Source organism: Enterobacter sp. ECC_219_Taxon_10 (assembly GCF_058354905.1).
In genome coordinates, this window is the sequence record NZ_CM178005.1 from 4,668,235 (window position 1) to 4,683,735 (window position 15,501).

The 15,501-nt window shown below is 55.8% G+C and carries 15 protein-coding genes; 3 read left to right on the plus strand and 12 right to left on the minus strand.

The window, feature by feature from the left end:
- The 3 genes from trkH to pepQ are packed head-to-tail and all read right to left on the minus strand — an operon-like array spanning position 1 to position 3,439.
- A complete protein-coding gene (trkH, locus tag AC4ICF_RS22185; RefSeq protein WP_116343725.1) occupies positions 1-1,452 on the minus strand; it encodes a Trk system potassium transporter TrkH in 1,452 nt (483 codons plus the stop codon).
- Between the two features lie 41 nt (positions 1,453-1,493).
- Positions 1,494-2,108: an IMPACT family protein gene (locus tag AC4ICF_RS22190; RefSeq protein WP_063155602.1), complete on the minus strand. Its 615-nt coding sequence runs from the start codon at positions 2,106-2,108 to the stop codon at positions 1,494-1,496.
- Positions 2,108-3,439, minus strand: a complete 1,332-nt coding sequence (gene pepQ / locus AC4ICF_RS22195) for a Xaa-Pro dipeptidase (RefSeq protein WP_316380886.1) — start codon at positions 3,437-3,439, stop codon at positions 2,108-2,110. Before pepQ ends, AC4ICF_RS22190 begins: the two co-directional genes overlap by 1 nt.
- 190 nt (positions 3,440-3,629) lie before the next feature.
- Here pepQ and fadB point away from each other — a divergent pair, with 190 nt between their 5' ends.
- Both fadB and fadA read left to right on the plus strand, forming a co-directional pair.
- Positions 3,630-5,819: a fatty acid oxidation complex subunit alpha FadB gene (gene fadB, locus AC4ICF_RS22200; RefSeq protein ID WP_163330929.1), complete on the plus strand. Its 2,190-nt coding sequence runs from the start codon at positions 3,630-3,632 to the stop codon at positions 5,817-5,819.
- A 9-nt stretch (positions 5,820-5,828) separates the two neighbouring features.
- Complete coding sequence (gene fadA / locus AC4ICF_RS22205) at positions 5,829-6,992, plus strand: acetyl-CoA C-acyltransferase FadA (RefSeq protein ID WP_008501515.1); 1,164 nt, start codon at positions 5,829-5,831, stop codon at positions 6,990-6,992.
- 125 nt (positions 6,993-7,117) lie between these two features.
- Here the strand turns inward: fadA and fre are convergent, their stop codons facing one another.
- Together fre and ubiD are read right to left on the minus strand one after the other, a co-directional pair.
- Positions 7,118-7,819, minus strand: coding sequence for an NAD(P)H-flavin reductase (gene fre / locus AC4ICF_RS22210; RefSeq protein WP_116343720.1), 702 nt, complete (start codon positions 7,817-7,819; stop codon positions 7,118-7,120).
- A gap of 42 nt (positions 7,820-7,861) precedes the next feature.
- On the minus strand, positions 7,862-9,355 hold the full coding sequence (gene ubiD, locus AC4ICF_RS22215; protein WP_166712602.1) for a 4-hydroxy-3-polyprenylbenzoate decarboxylase: 1,494 nt from the start codon (positions 9,353-9,355) through the stop codon (positions 7,862-7,864).
- A 170-nt stretch (positions 9,356-9,525) separates the two neighbouring features.
- Here ubiD and rfaH point away from each other — a divergent pair, with 170 nt between their 5' ends.
- Positions 9,526-10,017 (plus strand): transcription/translation regulatory transformer protein RfaH, encoded by a 492-nt coding sequence (rfaH, locus tag AC4ICF_RS22220; protein ID WP_020882871.1) that lies wholly within the window; start codon positions 9,526-9,528, stop codon positions 10,015-10,017.
- Here rfaH and tatD read toward each other — a convergent pair.
- The 7 genes from tatD to ubiE all read right to left on the minus strand — a co-directional run bounded on the left by tatD (position 10,014) and on the right by ubiE (position 15,499).
- Complete coding sequence (gene tatD / locus AC4ICF_RS22225; protein WP_163330931.1) at positions 10,014-10,796, minus strand: 3'-5' ssDNA/RNA exonuclease TatD; 783 nt, start codon at positions 10,794-10,796, stop codon at positions 10,014-10,016. The genes rfaH and tatD overlap by 4 nt on opposite strands.
- Before the next feature lie 41 nt (positions 10,797-10,837).
- Entirely contained in the window at positions 10,838-11,608 is a 771-nt protein-coding gene (tatC, locus tag AC4ICF_RS22230) for a Sec-independent protein translocase subunit TatC (protein ID WP_116343717.1), read from the minus strand.
- A 2-nt stretch (positions 11,609-11,610) separates the two neighbouring features.
- On the minus strand, positions 11,611-12,153 hold the full coding sequence (gene tatB, locus AC4ICF_RS22235; protein ID WP_116343716.1) for a Sec-independent protein translocase protein TatB: 543 nt from the start codon (positions 12,151-12,153) through the stop codon (positions 11,611-11,613).
- A gap of 3 nt (positions 12,154-12,156) precedes the next feature.
- A complete protein-coding gene (tatA, locus tag AC4ICF_RS22240) occupies positions 12,157-12,411 on the minus strand; it encodes a Sec-independent protein translocase subunit TatA (protein ID WP_013099238.1) in 255 nt (84 codons plus the stop codon).
- 76 nt (positions 12,412-12,487) lie between these two features.
- On the minus strand, positions 12,488-14,128 hold the full coding sequence (gene ubiB, locus AC4ICF_RS22245) for a ubiquinone biosynthesis regulatory protein kinase UbiB (protein WP_080330389.1): 1,641 nt from the start codon (positions 14,126-14,128) through the stop codon (positions 12,488-12,490).
- Positions 14,125-14,730 carry a ubiquinone biosynthesis protein UbiJ gene (ubiJ, locus tag AC4ICF_RS22250; protein WP_192984995.1) on the minus strand — a complete coding sequence of 202 codons (606 nt, stop codon included), beginning with the start codon at positions 14,728-14,730 and terminating at the stop codon, positions 14,125-14,127. Before ubiJ ends, ubiB begins: the two co-directional genes overlap by 4 nt.
- Before the next feature lie 13 nt (positions 14,731-14,743).
- Positions 14,744-15,499: a bifunctional demethylmenaquinone methyltransferase/2-methoxy-6-polyprenyl-1,4-benzoquinol methylase UbiE gene (gene ubiE / locus AC4ICF_RS22255; protein WP_028014779.1), complete on the minus strand. Its 756-nt coding sequence runs from the start codon at positions 15,497-15,499 to the stop codon at positions 14,744-14,746.
- Positions 15,500-15,501 lie beyond the last annotated feature (2 nt).

Here is a 15,501-nt window from a genome sequence, read left to right on the forward strand (position 1 = left end):
TTATTCGCGCCAGAATGTTGGGGTGAACAGCACCAGCAGGGTAAAGACCTCAAGACGACCAAACAGCATATTGGCAATGAGGATCCATTTCGCGACCGGGTTCATACTGGCAAAGTTATCCGCCACAACCCCCAGGCCAGGCCCGAGGTTGTTCAATGTTGCGACGACGGACGCAAAGGCGGAAAAATCATCCACCCCCGTCGCGATGATCGCCAGCATGCTGACGATAAAGACCAGCGCATACGCCGAGAAGAACCCCCACACCGCCTCGAGGATACGTTCCGGCAGCGCGCGGTTACCCAGCTTGATGCTGTAGACCGCATTCGGGTGAACCAGACGCTTCAGCTCACGGTTCCCCTGCTTGAACAGCAGCAGAATACGAATCACCTTCAGGCCACCGCCCGTAGACCCGGCGCAGCCGCCGATAAAGGCAGAGCACAGCAGCAGTACCGGCAGGAACAGCGGCCAGCGCGCGATGCTGTCCGTGGTAAACCCAGCGGTCGTCGCCATCGACACCACCTGGAAGAACGCCTGATTAAGCGTGGTTAGCGCAGAGTTGTAAACATCATGGAACCACAGCACCAGGGTGCAGATGACGACCAGTGTAAGCTGGACGCCAATGAACATGCGGAACTCAGGATCGCGCGAGTACACCTTCAGGCTACGCCCGCTGAGTAACGAGAAGTGCAGACCGTAGTTACAACCGGAGATCAGCAGGAAAATGGCAATGATGGTGTTTATCGTTGGACTGTCGAAGTAGCCCACGCTGGCGTCGTGGGTGGAGAACCCGCCGATAGCAATTGTCGCAAAGCTGTGTCCGATAGCATCGAAAGCAGGCATCCCGGCAAACCAGAGCGCCAGCGCGCAGGCTACCGTCAACAGAACATAAATCAGCCACAGGGTTTTCGCCGTCTCGGCAATACGCGGGCGCATCTTGTTGTCTTTCAGCGGTCCCGGCATTTCAGCCCTGTACAGCTGCATCCCCCCGACGCCCAGAATCGGGAGAATAGCCACCGCCAGGACGATGATCCCCATCCCCCCGAACCACTGCAGCATCTGGCGATAAAAGAGAATAGCGTGCGGTAACGAATCCAGCCCCACCAGCGTCGTCGCCCCGGTGGTCGTTAATCCGGAGAAGGATTCAAAAAAGGCGTCCGTGATGCTGAGATTAGGCTGTTCAGAGAAGATAAAGGGCAGCGAACCGACGCTTCCCAGCACCGTCCAGAACAGGACCACAATCAGAAATCCTTCGCGAGATTTCAGCTCACCTTTCTGACGACGGTTCGGCCACCACAGCAGCGAGCCGATCGCCAGCGCGACAAAGAAGGTCTGGGTAAATGCCCGCCCCGCGCCGTCCCGGTAGATAAGCGCCACCAGTCCAGGGAGAATCATCGTCCCCGAAAAGAGTATGACCAGCAGTCCAACGATTCGGGTTATGGCACGAAAATGCATCTCTGCCGTTTCCTTTGGTATTCAAAAAAGTGAGGTGGGGATTATTCTTCAATCGGCAGCAATTGCAACGAACCGCGACTGAAATCAGCCAGTTTTGCTGAAAAAGCAGCCAGTTCCGCCTGAGGAAGCGCCACGCGTAATTGCACCATTGCCTGGTAATCACTGTGCGCAATCACGCCGTTAAATTGTTTGAGCAGCGTTTCAATGCCCGATAGCTGAGCGTAATCGCACAACAAAGTATATTCGGTGAGCGGCGTTTTGCGGATGGTCGTCAGGATATTCAGTGCCTGCTGAACTCCGCCACCATACGCTTTAACCAGCCCGCCCGTACCTAACAGAATGCCGCCGTAGTAGCGCACCACCACGGCGGTAATTTCACCCACGCCGCTGCCCATCAGCTGTGAAAGCATGGGTTTACCGGCCGTGCCCGCCGGTTCACCATCGTCGGAAAACCCCAGTTGTTGTGAATCGTCAGGCGGCCCTGCCACCCACGCCACGCAGTGGTGACGTGCGTCAGGATGCTCGGCCCGGACGGACTCGACAAACGCCTTTGCCGCCTCTACGCCATCGGTATGCGCCAGCAGCGTAATAAAGCGGCTTTTCTTGATTTCCTCGACAAAGGTGACCGGTTCAGCCGGTATCAACCAACTTTCCATCAGGCCAGCTTCAGGTCTCGCGTCATATTCTCGATACCGTTTTCGTGAACCACCACGTTATCTTCGATACGAATGCCGCCAAACGGCTTCAGCGCGTCGATTTTTTCCCAGTTGAAGTGTTTGCTGAACTGACCTTCACGCCACGGCGCCAGCAGGGATTCGATAAAGTAGATCCCTGGTTCAATCGTCAGTACCATACGCGGCTCAAGAATACGGGTGCAACGCAGGTAAGGATATTTAGACGGTGCCGCCAGGTGCGTGCCGGTATCATCCTGCATAAAGCCCGCAACGTCGTGAACCTGCAGGCCCAGCGGGTGGCCGATACCGTGCGGCATAAATGGCCCGGTCAGATCGTTCTCGACCATCGCCTCTTCGCTCATGTCTTTCACAACCTGATGCTTACGCAGCAGTTTGGCGATGCGCTGATGGAACTGGATGTGGTAATCCACGTAGCTGGTTCCGGCTTTCATGGTGCCAATCAGCGCCAGCTGTTCATCGTTCACGTCTTTAATCAGCTGCGCGAAATCGGTGTCCGCATTTGCCGCCCAGGTACGGGTCAGGTCGGCCGCATAGCCGTTGTACTCTGCGCCTGCATCCAGCAGGAAGCTGCGCATCTCAGACGGAACCTGGTGATCCAGTTTGGTGTAGTGGAGAACAGACGCATGCTCGTTCAGCGCGACGATGTTGCTGTACGGCACGTCGGTGTCGCGGTGACCGGTTGCGGTCAGGTAGGCCTGGTTAATGTCGAACTCGCTCATGCCTGACTGGAACGCCTCGTGCGCGGCACGGTGGCCATTCACCGCCGTTTTTTGCGCTTCACGCATGCAGTAAAGTTCGTAGTCAGTCTTATACGCGCGATAGTAATGAAGGTAATCCAGCACGCCTTTCGGGTTGAGTTTATCTGCCGGAATATCCAGACCGAGCGCACGTTCAGGTACGGGGCCGATGTAGCCGATGTTGCCGCGCGCCGCTGGCAGCTGGCTGCCAATACCGTCCGCTTTCGGCAGAGCAATAACCTCAATTTCTTCCGTCCAGAAAGAGGTCGGCAATGGTTCAACGTTGTGCCAGTAATCGACCGGCAGGTAGAACCACAGTTTCGGCTTGTTCACGCCATCCACCAGCAGCCAGCAATTTGGAACCTGAGTCACCGGCACCCAGGCTTTAAACTGCGGGTTGACCTTAAACGGGTAGGCGTGATCATCAAGAAAAGTATTCATCAGCTCGCCGGAGTGGATCAGCAGGGCATCCAGCTTGAAGCGGGCCAGTACATCGCGGGTACGTTCCTGTAGGGTAACGATATGATTTTTATAAAGCGAAGCCAGTGAGTCCATCATTCTTCCTTTCGTTTTTTTGACCTCAAGTCATCGCATCTTAGCACACCTCACTCCGGCTGCGTGATTTCCACCGACCGTGATCAATGCAGCATTTTCTTAATGAGTAATTTGCATTTTATTAACATAAATTCCACACTCCGTTTCATCTGGTATGACCAGATCCACTTGCTGGATTCAGGAGACTGACATGCTTTACAAAGGCGACACCCTGTACCTCAACTGGCTGGAAGACGGCATTGCCGAACTGGTGTTCGATGCCCCCGGCTCAGTGAATAAGCTTGATACCGCGACGGTGGCCAGTCTTGGCCAGGCGCTGGAAGTGCTTGAAAAGCAATCTGAATTAAAAGGGCTGCTGCTGCGCTCTAACAAAGCGGCCTTTATTGTCGGTGCCGATATCACCGAATTCCTTTCGCTGTTCCAGGTTCCGGAAGAACAGCTGAGCCAGTGGCTGCACTTTGCCAACAGCGTCTTTAATCGCCTGGAAGATCTGCCTGTTCCAACGATCTCTGCCGTGAACGGCTACGCGCTGGGCGGCGGGTGCGAGTGCGTGCTGGCGACCGACTACCGTTTGGCGACGCCGGACCTGCGCATCGGCCTGCCGGAAACCAAGCTGGGCATTATGCCGGGCTTTGGCGGATCCGTGCGCATGCCGCGCATGCTGGGTGCAGACAGCGCCCTGGAAATCATTGCCGCTGGTAAAGACGTAGGCGCGGAACAGGCGCAGAAAATCGGCCTGGTCGACGGCGTCGTGAAGCCAGAGAAGCTGGTTGAAGGCGCACTTGCCATACTGCGTCAGGCGATTAACGGCGATCTCGACTGGAAGGCCAAGCGCCAGCCGAAGCTGGAGCCGTTAAAGCTCAGCAAGATTGAAGCCACCATGAGCTTCACCATGGCCAAAGGCATGGTGATGCAGACGGCGGGTAAACACTACCCGGCGCCAATTACGGCGGTGAAAACCATTGAAGCGGCAGCCCGATTTGGCCGCGACGAAGCCCTGAAGCTCGAAAATCAAAGCTTTGTTCCGCTGGCGCACACCAATGAAGCCCGCGCGCTGGTTGGCATCTTCCTCAACGATCAGTTCGTGAAGGGCAAAGCCAAACAGCTGACCAAAAACGTTGAGACGCCAAAACATGCGGCAGTGCTCGGCGCCGGTATTATGGGCGGCGGCATCGCTTACCAGTCGGCCTGGAAAGGCGTACCGGTAGTGATGAAAGACATCAACGAGAAATCTCTGACGCTGGGCATGACCGAAGCGGCCAAGCTGCTGAATAAGCAGCTGGAACGCGGAAAAATTGACGGGCTGAAGCTTGCAGGCGTGATCTCCACCATTCAGCCTGTGCTGGAATACAGCGGTTTCGACCGTGTCGACGTGGTGGTCGAAGCCGTCGTCGAGAACCCGAAAGTCAAAAAAGCGGTGCTGGCGGAAACGGAAGACAAGGTTCGTCCTGAGACCGTACTGGCCTCTAACACCTCCACCATTCCAATCAGCGAGCTGGCGAGCGTGCTGAAGCGTCCGGAAAACTTCTGCGGGATGCACTTCTTCAACCCGGTACACCGTATGCCGCTGGTCGAAGTGATCCGTGGGGAAAAAACCTCTGACGAAACCATTGCTAAAGTGGTGGCGTGGGCAAGCAAGATGGGTAAAACACCGATCGTCGTTAACGACTGCCCGGGCTTCTTTGTTAACCGCGTGCTGTTCCCGTACTTCGCCGGTTTTAGCCAATTGCTGCGCGACGGCGCGGACTTCCGCAAAATCGACAAAGTAATGGAAAAACAGTTCGGCTGGCCAATGGGCCCGGCATATCTGCTGGACGTGGTGGGCATTGATACCGCCCACCACGCCCAGGCGGTGATGGCGGCAGGCTTCCCGCAGCGCATGCAGAAAGATTATCGCGACGCCATTGACGCGCTGTTCGACGCCAACCGCTTCGGCCAGAAGAACGGCCTGGGCTTCTGGCGCTATAAAGAAGACAGCAAAGGTAAACCGAAGAAAGAAGAAGATGCCGTGGTCGATGGCCTGCTGGCCGACGTTAGCCAGCCGAAGCGCGACTTCACGGACGATGAGATCATCGCCCGGATGATGATTCCAATGATCAACGAAGTGGTGCGTTGCCTTGAAGAAGGCATTATCGCCAGCCCGGCAGAAGCCGACATGGCGCTGGTATACGGCCTCGGCTTCCCTCCGTTCCACGGCGGCGCGTTCCGCTGGCTGGACACGCTCGGCAGCGCCCGCTATCTCGATATGGCCCAGCAGTACCAGCACCTCGGCCCGCTTTATGAGGTGCCGGAAGGGCTGCGTAACAAAGCGCGCCATAACGAACCCTACTATCCAGCAGTTGAGCCAGCCCGTCCGGTTGGCGAGCTGAAAACGGCTTAAGGAGTCACAATGGAAAAGGTTGTCATTGTTGATGCGATTCGCACCCCGATGGGCCGTTCAAAAGGCGGCGCGTTCCGTAACGTGCGTGCGGAAGACCTCTCCGCGCACCTGATGCGTAGCCTGCTGGCGCGTAACCCGGCGCTGGATCCTGCTGCGCTCGACGATATTTACTGGGGCTGCGTACAGCAGACCCTGGAGCAAGGTTTCAACATCGCCCGTAACGCGTCGCTGCTTGCGGAGATCCCACACTCGGTTCCGGCGGTCACCGTCAACCGTCTGTGCGGTTCGTCCATGCAGGCGCTGCACGACGCGGCGCGTATGATCATGACCGGCGATGCCCAGGCCTGCCTGGTCGGCGGCGTTGAGCACATGGGTCACGTACCGATGAGCCACGGGGTCGATTTCCACCCGGGCATGAGCCGCAACGTGGCGAAAGCCGCGGGGATGATGGGTTTGACCGCCGAGATGCTCTCTCGTCTGCACGGCATCAGCCGTGAAATGCAGGATGCCTTTGCCGCGCGCTCTCACGCTCGCGCATGGGCGGCGACGCAGTCCGGCGCCTTTAAGAATGAGATCATCCCGACCGGCGGCCACGACGCGGACGGCGTACTGAAGCAGTTCAGTTACGACGAAGTCATCCGCCCGGAAACCACCGTAGAAGCACTTTCTACCCTGCGCCCTGCGTTTGATCCGGTCACCGGTACGGTAACGGCGGGTACTTCGTCAGCGCTGTCCGACGGCGCCGCCGCGATGCTGGTAATGAGCGAAAGCCGCGCCCGCGAGCTGGGCTTAACCCCTCGTGCTCGGGTACGTTCGATGGCGGTGGTGGGCTGCGATCCTTCGATCATGGGTTACGGACCGGTTCCGGCCTCGAAGCTGGCGCTGAAAAAAGCGGGGTTAACCGCCAGCGATATCGATCTGTTCGAAATGAACGAAGCCTTCGCCGCGCAGATCCTGCCGTGCATTAAAGATCTGGGGCTGATGGAGCAGATCGACGAGAAGATCAACCTCAACGGTGGCGCGATCGCTCTCGGTCACCCGCTGGGCTGCTCCGGGGCGCGTATCAGCACCACGCTTATCAACCTGATGGAACGCAAAGATGCCCAGTTTGGTCTGGCAACGATGTGTATTGGTTTGGGTCAGGGTATCGCGACGGTGTTTGAAAGAGTGTAAATCAGGAAAAGTATCTCAAAGCCAATGGCGTCAAAACGAGCGCAGCTAACGCAGTTATGGCGTCATTGGCGAAGAGAGACAGTTTAGTTGCCGTTCTTCCCGCCTGTCAGGGGCGGGTTTTTTATTTAAATGAAGGCAAACGCATCGCCGAACAGACGGTCTTCACGCGCGTCACGTTCATTACAGAACAGGTCGCGGGCAATTTTCGCCATCTCGAAACGGCCTGCAATGTAGATATCATGTCCCGCCAGCGTACCGTGATCCTGCAGTACCGCCGTCAGCACCGTCCCACTACGTCCACGCCAGCCCTCTTCAGGCTGCTCGACCACTGGCTCGATGCGCAGATTTGGATGGTTGATGCTCAGCGCTTCCAGTTCAGACAGGTCATACAGGTGCTTCTCTTCGCGGCCGCCCCAGTAGATGGTGATATCACGTTCCGGGTTACGCGCCAGTGCGGTCAACAGAATAGAGCGCACATATGAGAAGCCTGTACCACCAGCGATCAGGATCAGTGGACGGTCTTCGTCATCACGTAACCATGCCTCGCCGTGAGGAATATCGACCACAATCTCACGCTCTTTCAGGATGCGGTCCATCACGGCCATCGCGTACAGGTTAAGCTCAGACGCACCAATATGCAGCTCAATAAATTCCTGCTCTGCTGGCGTAGAGGCCATAGAGAAAGGACGCTTATCACGCTCATCCATCACGACCATCAGGTACTGGCCAGCACGGAATGAGAATGCCGCTTCAGGAACCAGGCGGACGCGATATACGGTGTCGGTAATAGCATCTACCGACGTCACTTTACAGCTTAAGGTTGTCATTCGCTCTCTCTGTCGGGAAGTCTATAGGGCTTAACGGTCAGCTCAGAGTTTACCGTTATTCATTATGGCCAGTTCGTCCCAGATCGCGTCAATTCGCGCGGTCACGGCAGGATCTTTTTTGATCGGGCGACCCCATTCACGGTCGGTTTCGCCAGGCCATTTATTTGTGGCATCCAGTCCCATCTTTGAGCCAAGACCGGAAACCGGCGAGGCAAAATCCAGATAATCTATCGGCGTGTTTTCGACTAACACCGTATCACGCGCAGGATCCATTCGCGTGGTGATTGCCCAGATGACGTCATTCCAGTCGCGGGCGTTAACGTCATCATCGCAGACAATAACAAATTTGGTATACATAAACTGGCGCAGGAAAGACCATACGCCCATCATCACGCGTTTAGCATGACCTGGGTACTGTTTCTTCATCGTGACCACCGCCATGCGATACGAGCATCCTTCAGGCGGCAGATAAAAATCAACGATTTCCGGGAACTGCTTTTGCAGGATCGGCACAAATACTTCGTTCAGCGCCACGCCCAGCACCGCCGGTTCATCCGGTGGACGGCCAGTATAGGTGGAGTGATAAATCGCATCTTCACGCTGGGTAATGTGCGTGACGGTAAACACCGGGAAGTTATCCACTTCGTTGTAATAGCCGGTATGGTCGCCGTAAGGGCCTTCTGGCGCCATTTCACCCTGCTCAATGTAACCTTCCAGCACAATTTCTGCACTGGCCGGTACTTCGAGATCGTTAGAGATACACTTCACGACCTCGGTTTTGGTCCCGCGCAGCAGGCCGGCAAAGGCATATTCAGAGAGCGTATCCGGGACGGGCGTGACCGCCCCCAGAATGGTGGCCGGATCGGCGCCTAAGGCGACAGACACCGGGAAACGTTCACCCGGATGCGCAGCACACCACTCCTGGAAATCCAGCGCGCCGCCGCGATGCGACAGCCAGCGCATGATGAGCTTATTTTTGCCAATCAGCTGCTGGCGATAAATACCGAGGTTTTGCCGCTCTTTATGCGGCCCGCGCGTCACGGTGAGGCCCCAGGTGATCAGCGGCGCAGCATCTTCAGGCCAGCACTGCATAATCGGAATTTTGGTGAGATCCACCGCCTCACCTTCCAGCACTTTCTGCTGGCACGGCGCGCCGCGCAGTCGTTTGGTGGGCATGTTCAGCACCTGCTTAAACTGCGGCAGCTTGTCGAACAGATCGCGGAAGCCTTTCGGCGGCTCTGGCTCTTTCAAAAATGCCAGCAGTTTACCCACTTCACGCAGCGCGGTAACGTCTTCCTGCCCCATCCCCAGGGCGACACGACGCGGAGTGCCGAACAGGTTGCACAGCACCGGCATGGAGTAACCTTTGGGATTTTCAAACAGTAATGCGGGGCCACCGGCACGCAGAGTCCGGTCAGCAATTTCTGTCATTTCCAGATAAGGATCAACAGGAAGCGTAATGCGTTTCAATTCACCCTGCTGTTCCAGCAGCGTCAGGAAGTCGCGGAGATCGTGGTATTTCATGCAGTTAGTCATGGCCTCTCTGTAAGCGCTTCATTATACGGCGTAAGCCTTCTCGATGCTGTAATTTTGTTAAATTCGCGTGAACTTATCCGTTGTGTTCGAATTTCCCCCATTATAATCAACTTAGCGATCCCTCCAGGGTTTTGATATGCTTGCGCCCCGAACTAAGGGAAAGAGTGATTATGCAGGCCTGGTATTTACTGTATTGCAAACGCGGGCAACTTCAGCGCGCGCAGGAACATCTTGAACGTCAGTCAGTAAATTGTCTGACACCCGTGATCACGCTTGAAAAAATGCAGCGCGGGAAGCGCACAACCGTCAGTGAGCCTCTATTCCCGAACTATCTGTTCGTGGAGTTCGACCCTGAGGTGATCCACACCACCACCATCAGCGCAACGCGCGGCGTCAGCCACTTCGTTCGTTTTGGTGCCCACCCGGCCACGGTTCCGTCGACCGTCATTCATCAGCTGTCTGTTTATCAACAGCCTGAAGGGATCACCGATCCGGAAACCCCTTACGCGGGCGATAGCGTCGTCATTACGGAAGGCGCATTCGAAGGCCTGCAGGCGATTTTCGCCGAGCCGGACGGTGAAGCACGCTCAATGCTGTTGCTCAATCTGCTGAACAAGCAGGTGCTGCAGAGCGTGAAAAACACCGACTTCCGCAAAGTCTAAACGTTTATCCCGAACAGGCGACGCACGTTGTCATCCGTCTGCGCGGAAAGCCAGTGCGGATCCTCTCCGCGCCAGTGCGCTACGCGCTCAACAATGTGCCCCAGCCAGGCGGGCTCATTTCGCCGCGATGCCGGTTTGGGCTTCATATCTCGCGGCAGCAGATATGGCGCATCGGTTTCAAGAAGCAAGCGTTCTGCCGGGATCGCCGGCAGCAGCTCGCGAAGCTCAAGCCCGCGACGCTCATCGCAAACCCAACCGGTAATGCCCAGATAAAGCCCTCGCTTCAGGCAATCTAGCGCTTCCTGCCGTGAACCGGTGAAGCAGTGCAGCACTGCGCCCGGCAGTTTATCCAGCCACGGGTCGAGCAGTGCGAGAAAACGTTCATGCGCATCGCGACAGTGCATAAAGACGGGCATCTCAAGCTCTGCAGCCAGCGCAAGCTGGGCAGTGAATGCCTTTTCCTGTTCGTCAGGCGTCGAGAAGTTGCGGTTGAAATCGAGCCCGCACTCGCCAATAGCCACCACCTCTGCTGTTTTCGCCAGCGCGCGCAGTGTTTCTGCGCCCTCCTCAGTCCACTGACTGCTGTCATGAGGGTGAACGCCTGCGGTTGACCAGCAGCGTTGATAACGTTGCGCCAGCCGCTGCGCCTGCTCACTCTCATGCAGGTTGGTCCCGGTCAGCAGGAGTCCTTTGACGCCGGCGTCAAAAGCCCGTGCAACCACCTCGTCACGATCTTTCGCAAACTGTGAACTGGTCAGGTTGAGTCCGATATCAAACATGCGAATCCCCATAGAACAACCGCCCTGACGGGCGGCTGGTTTTACTCTTCAGTGGTCTTTTCGGACGCGTCGTCTTCATCGTCCGACCGGCGTCCTTTACCCACGTAAAAACGCGAGAAGAAGACGCCAACCTCAAACAGGCAGTACATCGGTATTGCCAGCAGCGTTTGCGAGAAGACGTCCGGCGGCGTCAGCAGCATGCCGACTACGAAGGCGCCTACCAGGATATACGGACGCTTCTTACGCAGGTCATCAGGGGTGGTTACCCCAACCCAACAAAGCAGCACAATGGCCACCGGCACTTCAAATGCCACGCCGAACGCCATAAACAGCGCCATCACAAAGCTGAGGTAGCTGGCGATATCCGTCGACACCTGGACACCTTCCGGCGCGGTGTGCGTCAGGAAGCCGAAGGCCAGCGGGAAGACAACGAAGTAGGCAAACGCCATGCCGATATAGAACAGCAGCGAACTGGATACCAGTAGCGGGATGACCAGCTTGCGTTCGTGCTTATACAGTGCCGGCGCAACAAACGCCCATACCTGATAAAGGATGACCGGAGCAGAGGCAATCAATGAAACCCAGAAGGTCAGCTTAATCGGCGTAAAGAACGGAGAAGCAACGTCTGTTGCAATCATCGTTGCGCCCAGCGGCATCTGCTTGATCAGCGGCGCAGAGACCACCTGATAGATATCGTTGGCGAAATAGACCAGGCAAAGGAATATGAGGAATACCGCAATAATGCAGTTTAACAGGCGCTTACGCAGCTCAATAAGGTGCGTAATAAGCGGTTGAGTATCATCTACTGCCATGGTTACGCTTTATCACTCGACGAGGGGGATGATTCGGAAACGGGCGCGGCGGGTTTAGCTTCAGCCGTTTTTACCATCGGCTCTTCCGGCTGTGCCTGTTTTTTCAGTTCAGTTTCCTGCGGCGTTTGCTCAGGCGCTGCGGCCTGGTGCTCCGCACTCGCTGGCGTCACGCCCTCACGCTGCGCTTCGCTGTCCTTCACCACCGGGTTATGAATAGTGTTCGCTTCATCGCTCGCTTTTTCAGGATCGTTAACGCTGTAAGAGCGCTTCATGGATTCCGCCGCTTCGCGCAGTTCATCCATTGAGGCTTTCAGTTCCGGCGTCAGGTTATCCATGCTCGCCTTCTCGACCTTTTTCAGGCTTTCCTGAAACTCCTGCAGCTTAAGTTCCTGCGCCAGCTCATTCTGAACGGTCGAGGCCAGCGATCTTAGCGCACGAACCCAGCCCACGACGGTTTTTACCGCAACCGGCAGACGCTGCGGTCCCAGCACGATCAGACCAATCACAAAGACCAGCAGCAGCTCACTAAAACCAATGTCGAACACGACTTACACCTGCTCTTTATCGTGGCGTTTAGCGTCTTCCTTTTTGGCATCTTCTTGCTTGTCGGAGATGGATTTAGCAGTAAAGTCAGCGTCCTGGCTGGTTTTATCCTGCTTGCTCTCATCATCGCTCATCGCTTTCTTGAAGCCTTTGATAGACGCGCCCAGATCGGAACCAATAGAACCGAGCTTTTTGGTGCCAAACAGCAGCACGACGATGACGGCAATAATGACTAATTGCCAGATACTGATACCACCCATACATATTCCTCAGGGATAGATGATTAATTGATCAGATCGCATTATACGTATGCGACCCGTCGATGGCGACGCAAACTCAGCGCGTTTTTCTCCATCCTGCAAGCCAGACAACAACCCCGCCAGCCATCAACCAGGCGGGCATCATCTGCCAGTCAGGACGGTTGATCAGCAGCAGCGTACCGCTCAGCAGCAGCGTTGCGCCAATCCCAAAAAGATAGCGTGACTGTCCCTGGCGCACACGGCTGGACTGAAGCTCGCGGGCGATTTTATCCATGCTGTGCTGAAGATTCTTGCTCTGACGCAAACTGTCGTAAACCAGCTCAGGAATTTCAGGCATTTTTTCTATCCAGAACGGGCCTTTCTCTTTAAGAGACCGAACCAGCGCCGGAAGGCCAACCTGATCCTTAATCCAGGATTCCAGGAAAGGTTTAGCCGTCTTCCACAAGTCTAACTGAGGATAGAGTTGTCGACCTACACCTTCAACGTAAAGTAATGTTTTCTGAAGTAAAACTAACTGCGGCTGAACTTCCATATTAAAGCGGCGAGCCGTATTGAACAGGTTTAACAATACGTGGCCAAAGGAGATTTCTGCCAGCGGTTTTTCAAAAATTGGTTCGCAAACGGTCCGGATCGCAAACTCGAACTCTTCGACGTTGGTGTCCGGCGGAACCCAGCCGGAATCAACGTGCAGCTCAGCCACTTTTCGGTAGTCGCGGTTGAAGAACGCGATGAAGTTTTCAGCCAGATAACGTTTATCTTCTTTGTTCAGCGAGCCCACAATCCCACAGTCGATACCGATGTACTTCGGATCCTCAGGATGCTCGTAGCTCACGAAGATATTACCCGGGTGCATGTCCGCGTGGAAAAAGCTGTCGCGGAAGACCTGGGTAAAGAAGACCTGAACGCCACGTTCGGCCAGCAGCTTCATGTTCGTTCCCTGCTTCTCCAGGGCCACCACGTCCGAAACCGGAATACCGTAGATGCGCTCCATGACCATCATGTTTTGGCTGCAGTAGTCAGAATAGACTTCAGGCACATAGAGCATCGGGCTGTTTTCAAAGTTCCGACGCAGCTGAATAGCGTTTGCCGATTCGCGCAGCAGATTAAGCTCATCAATCAGCGTTTTTTCATACTCCCGCACCACTTCCATCGGGCGCAGTCGGCGACCATCAGGTAACAAACGCGGTACCCAACGCGCCAGACGATAAATCAGCTTCATGTCGGCTTTGATGATCGGCAGGATATCCGGGCGGATCACCTTGATCACCACCTCTTTACCGTTCTCTTTCAGACGCGCAGTGTGCACCTGAGCGATAGAAGCCGACGCCAGCGGTTCTATTTCGAAATCGTCAAACCAGGCTTCAACGGGAAGATTTCCCATCGCCTCTTCGATCTGTTTCTTCGCTCTCACCCCATCAAACGGGGCGACACGGTCCTGAAGCATCGCCAGTTCATCGGCAATGTGCGGCGGGAAGAGATCGCGGCGGGTTGAGAGCATCTGCCCGAACTTAATCCATACCGGGCCGAGCTCCTGCAGCGCCAGACGCAGGCGTTCACCCAGCGGCTGACCTTTATGGCGATTTGGCATCCAGAACAGCGTCCGCCGCCAGATTCTGAGCGGCAGCGTGATACGCATTTTGGGGATAAGCTCGTCGAGCCCGTAACTCAAAAAGGTGTGGATGATAAAATAGAGGCGCCGAATTTCACCAGGCGTCATTTGCCCTCCAGTTTTTCCAGCCGTTTGGTTAACGCATCAACCGCGCGTTCAACAGCAGCAGTCTCTTCCGCAAACCACGCCACTTCCAGCGGTCCGGGGGCCATGCGCCACTCTTCCGTCAGTACTTCCGCGGCATAGCGCTGTTGACGTTGCAGATTTTTGCGCAGGAACGCCGTGCCGCCATGAATAACTTTCCCGATCCCTTCAGCGGCGATGTCACCAATAAAAGGCGCCAGCAGCTCTGCCGGATCGAATTCAGCCAGATCGCTGAGCGCAACAAAGTTCTGCACGACCTGGATGTCACCTTCTACTTCCAGCTCACCGCTGCGGATAAGCGCCGTTAATTGCTGGCGATCGCGCAATTTTGGCAGCACGCTCATATGGGTAATGACCGAGCAATCAGCCTCGCCTTCCCACTCACCCAGAACGTCAAGCTGGCGTTCGCTGAAGACCAGCACGAGCGGCGTCGAGAACTCTTTTAATACAATGCGCAGTACCTTCCCGTTTAGCCGCTGACGTGCGGCTTTCAGCGCCGGAGCGCGATACAGGAAGGCATTCAGCACATTCTCGATGCCTGCGGTGACTAAGGGTTTAAAGGGCACGGGACACCTCCACTCAGAATTTGTAACCGCGATGCAGCGCGACGACACCCGCCGTCATGTTGAAGTATTCAACGTTCTCAAATTCTGCATCCTGCATCATGGCTTTTAAGGTGTCCTGATCCGGGTGCATGCGAATTGATTCCGCCAGATAGCGATAGCTTTCCGCGTCGTTTGCCACCAGCTCGCCAATACGCGGCAGCACGTGGAAGGAATAGGCGTCGTAAGCTTTGCTCAGCGGGTCGATAATCGGTTTAGAGAACTCGAGCACCAGCAGGCGTCCACCCGGCTTCAGCACACGGTACATGGAGCGCAGCGCTTTTTCTTTATCGGTGACGTTACGCAGACCGAAGGAAATAGTGATGCAGTCAAAGGTATTGTCCGGGAACGGCAGCGCTTCGGCGTTGGCCTGCACGTATTCCACGTTACCCACCACGCCGATGTTACGCAGCTTTTCGCGTCCCATTTTAAGCATGGAGTCATTAATATCAGCCAGTACAACGCGACCGGTTTCACCCACCAGACGGGAGAATTTCGCCGTCAGATCGCCCGTACCGCCAGCCAGATCGAGAACCGTTTGTCCACGACGCACACCGCTGCAGTCAATGGTGAAGCGCTTCCACAAGCGATGAATGCCGAACGACATCAAGTCATTCATCACATCGTACTTCGCCGCCACGGAATGAAATACGTGGGCCACCATGTCAGCTTTCTGCGCTTTGGCTACTGTCTGAAAGCCAAAGTGCGTCGTGTCTTGTGAATCGTCAACCATCT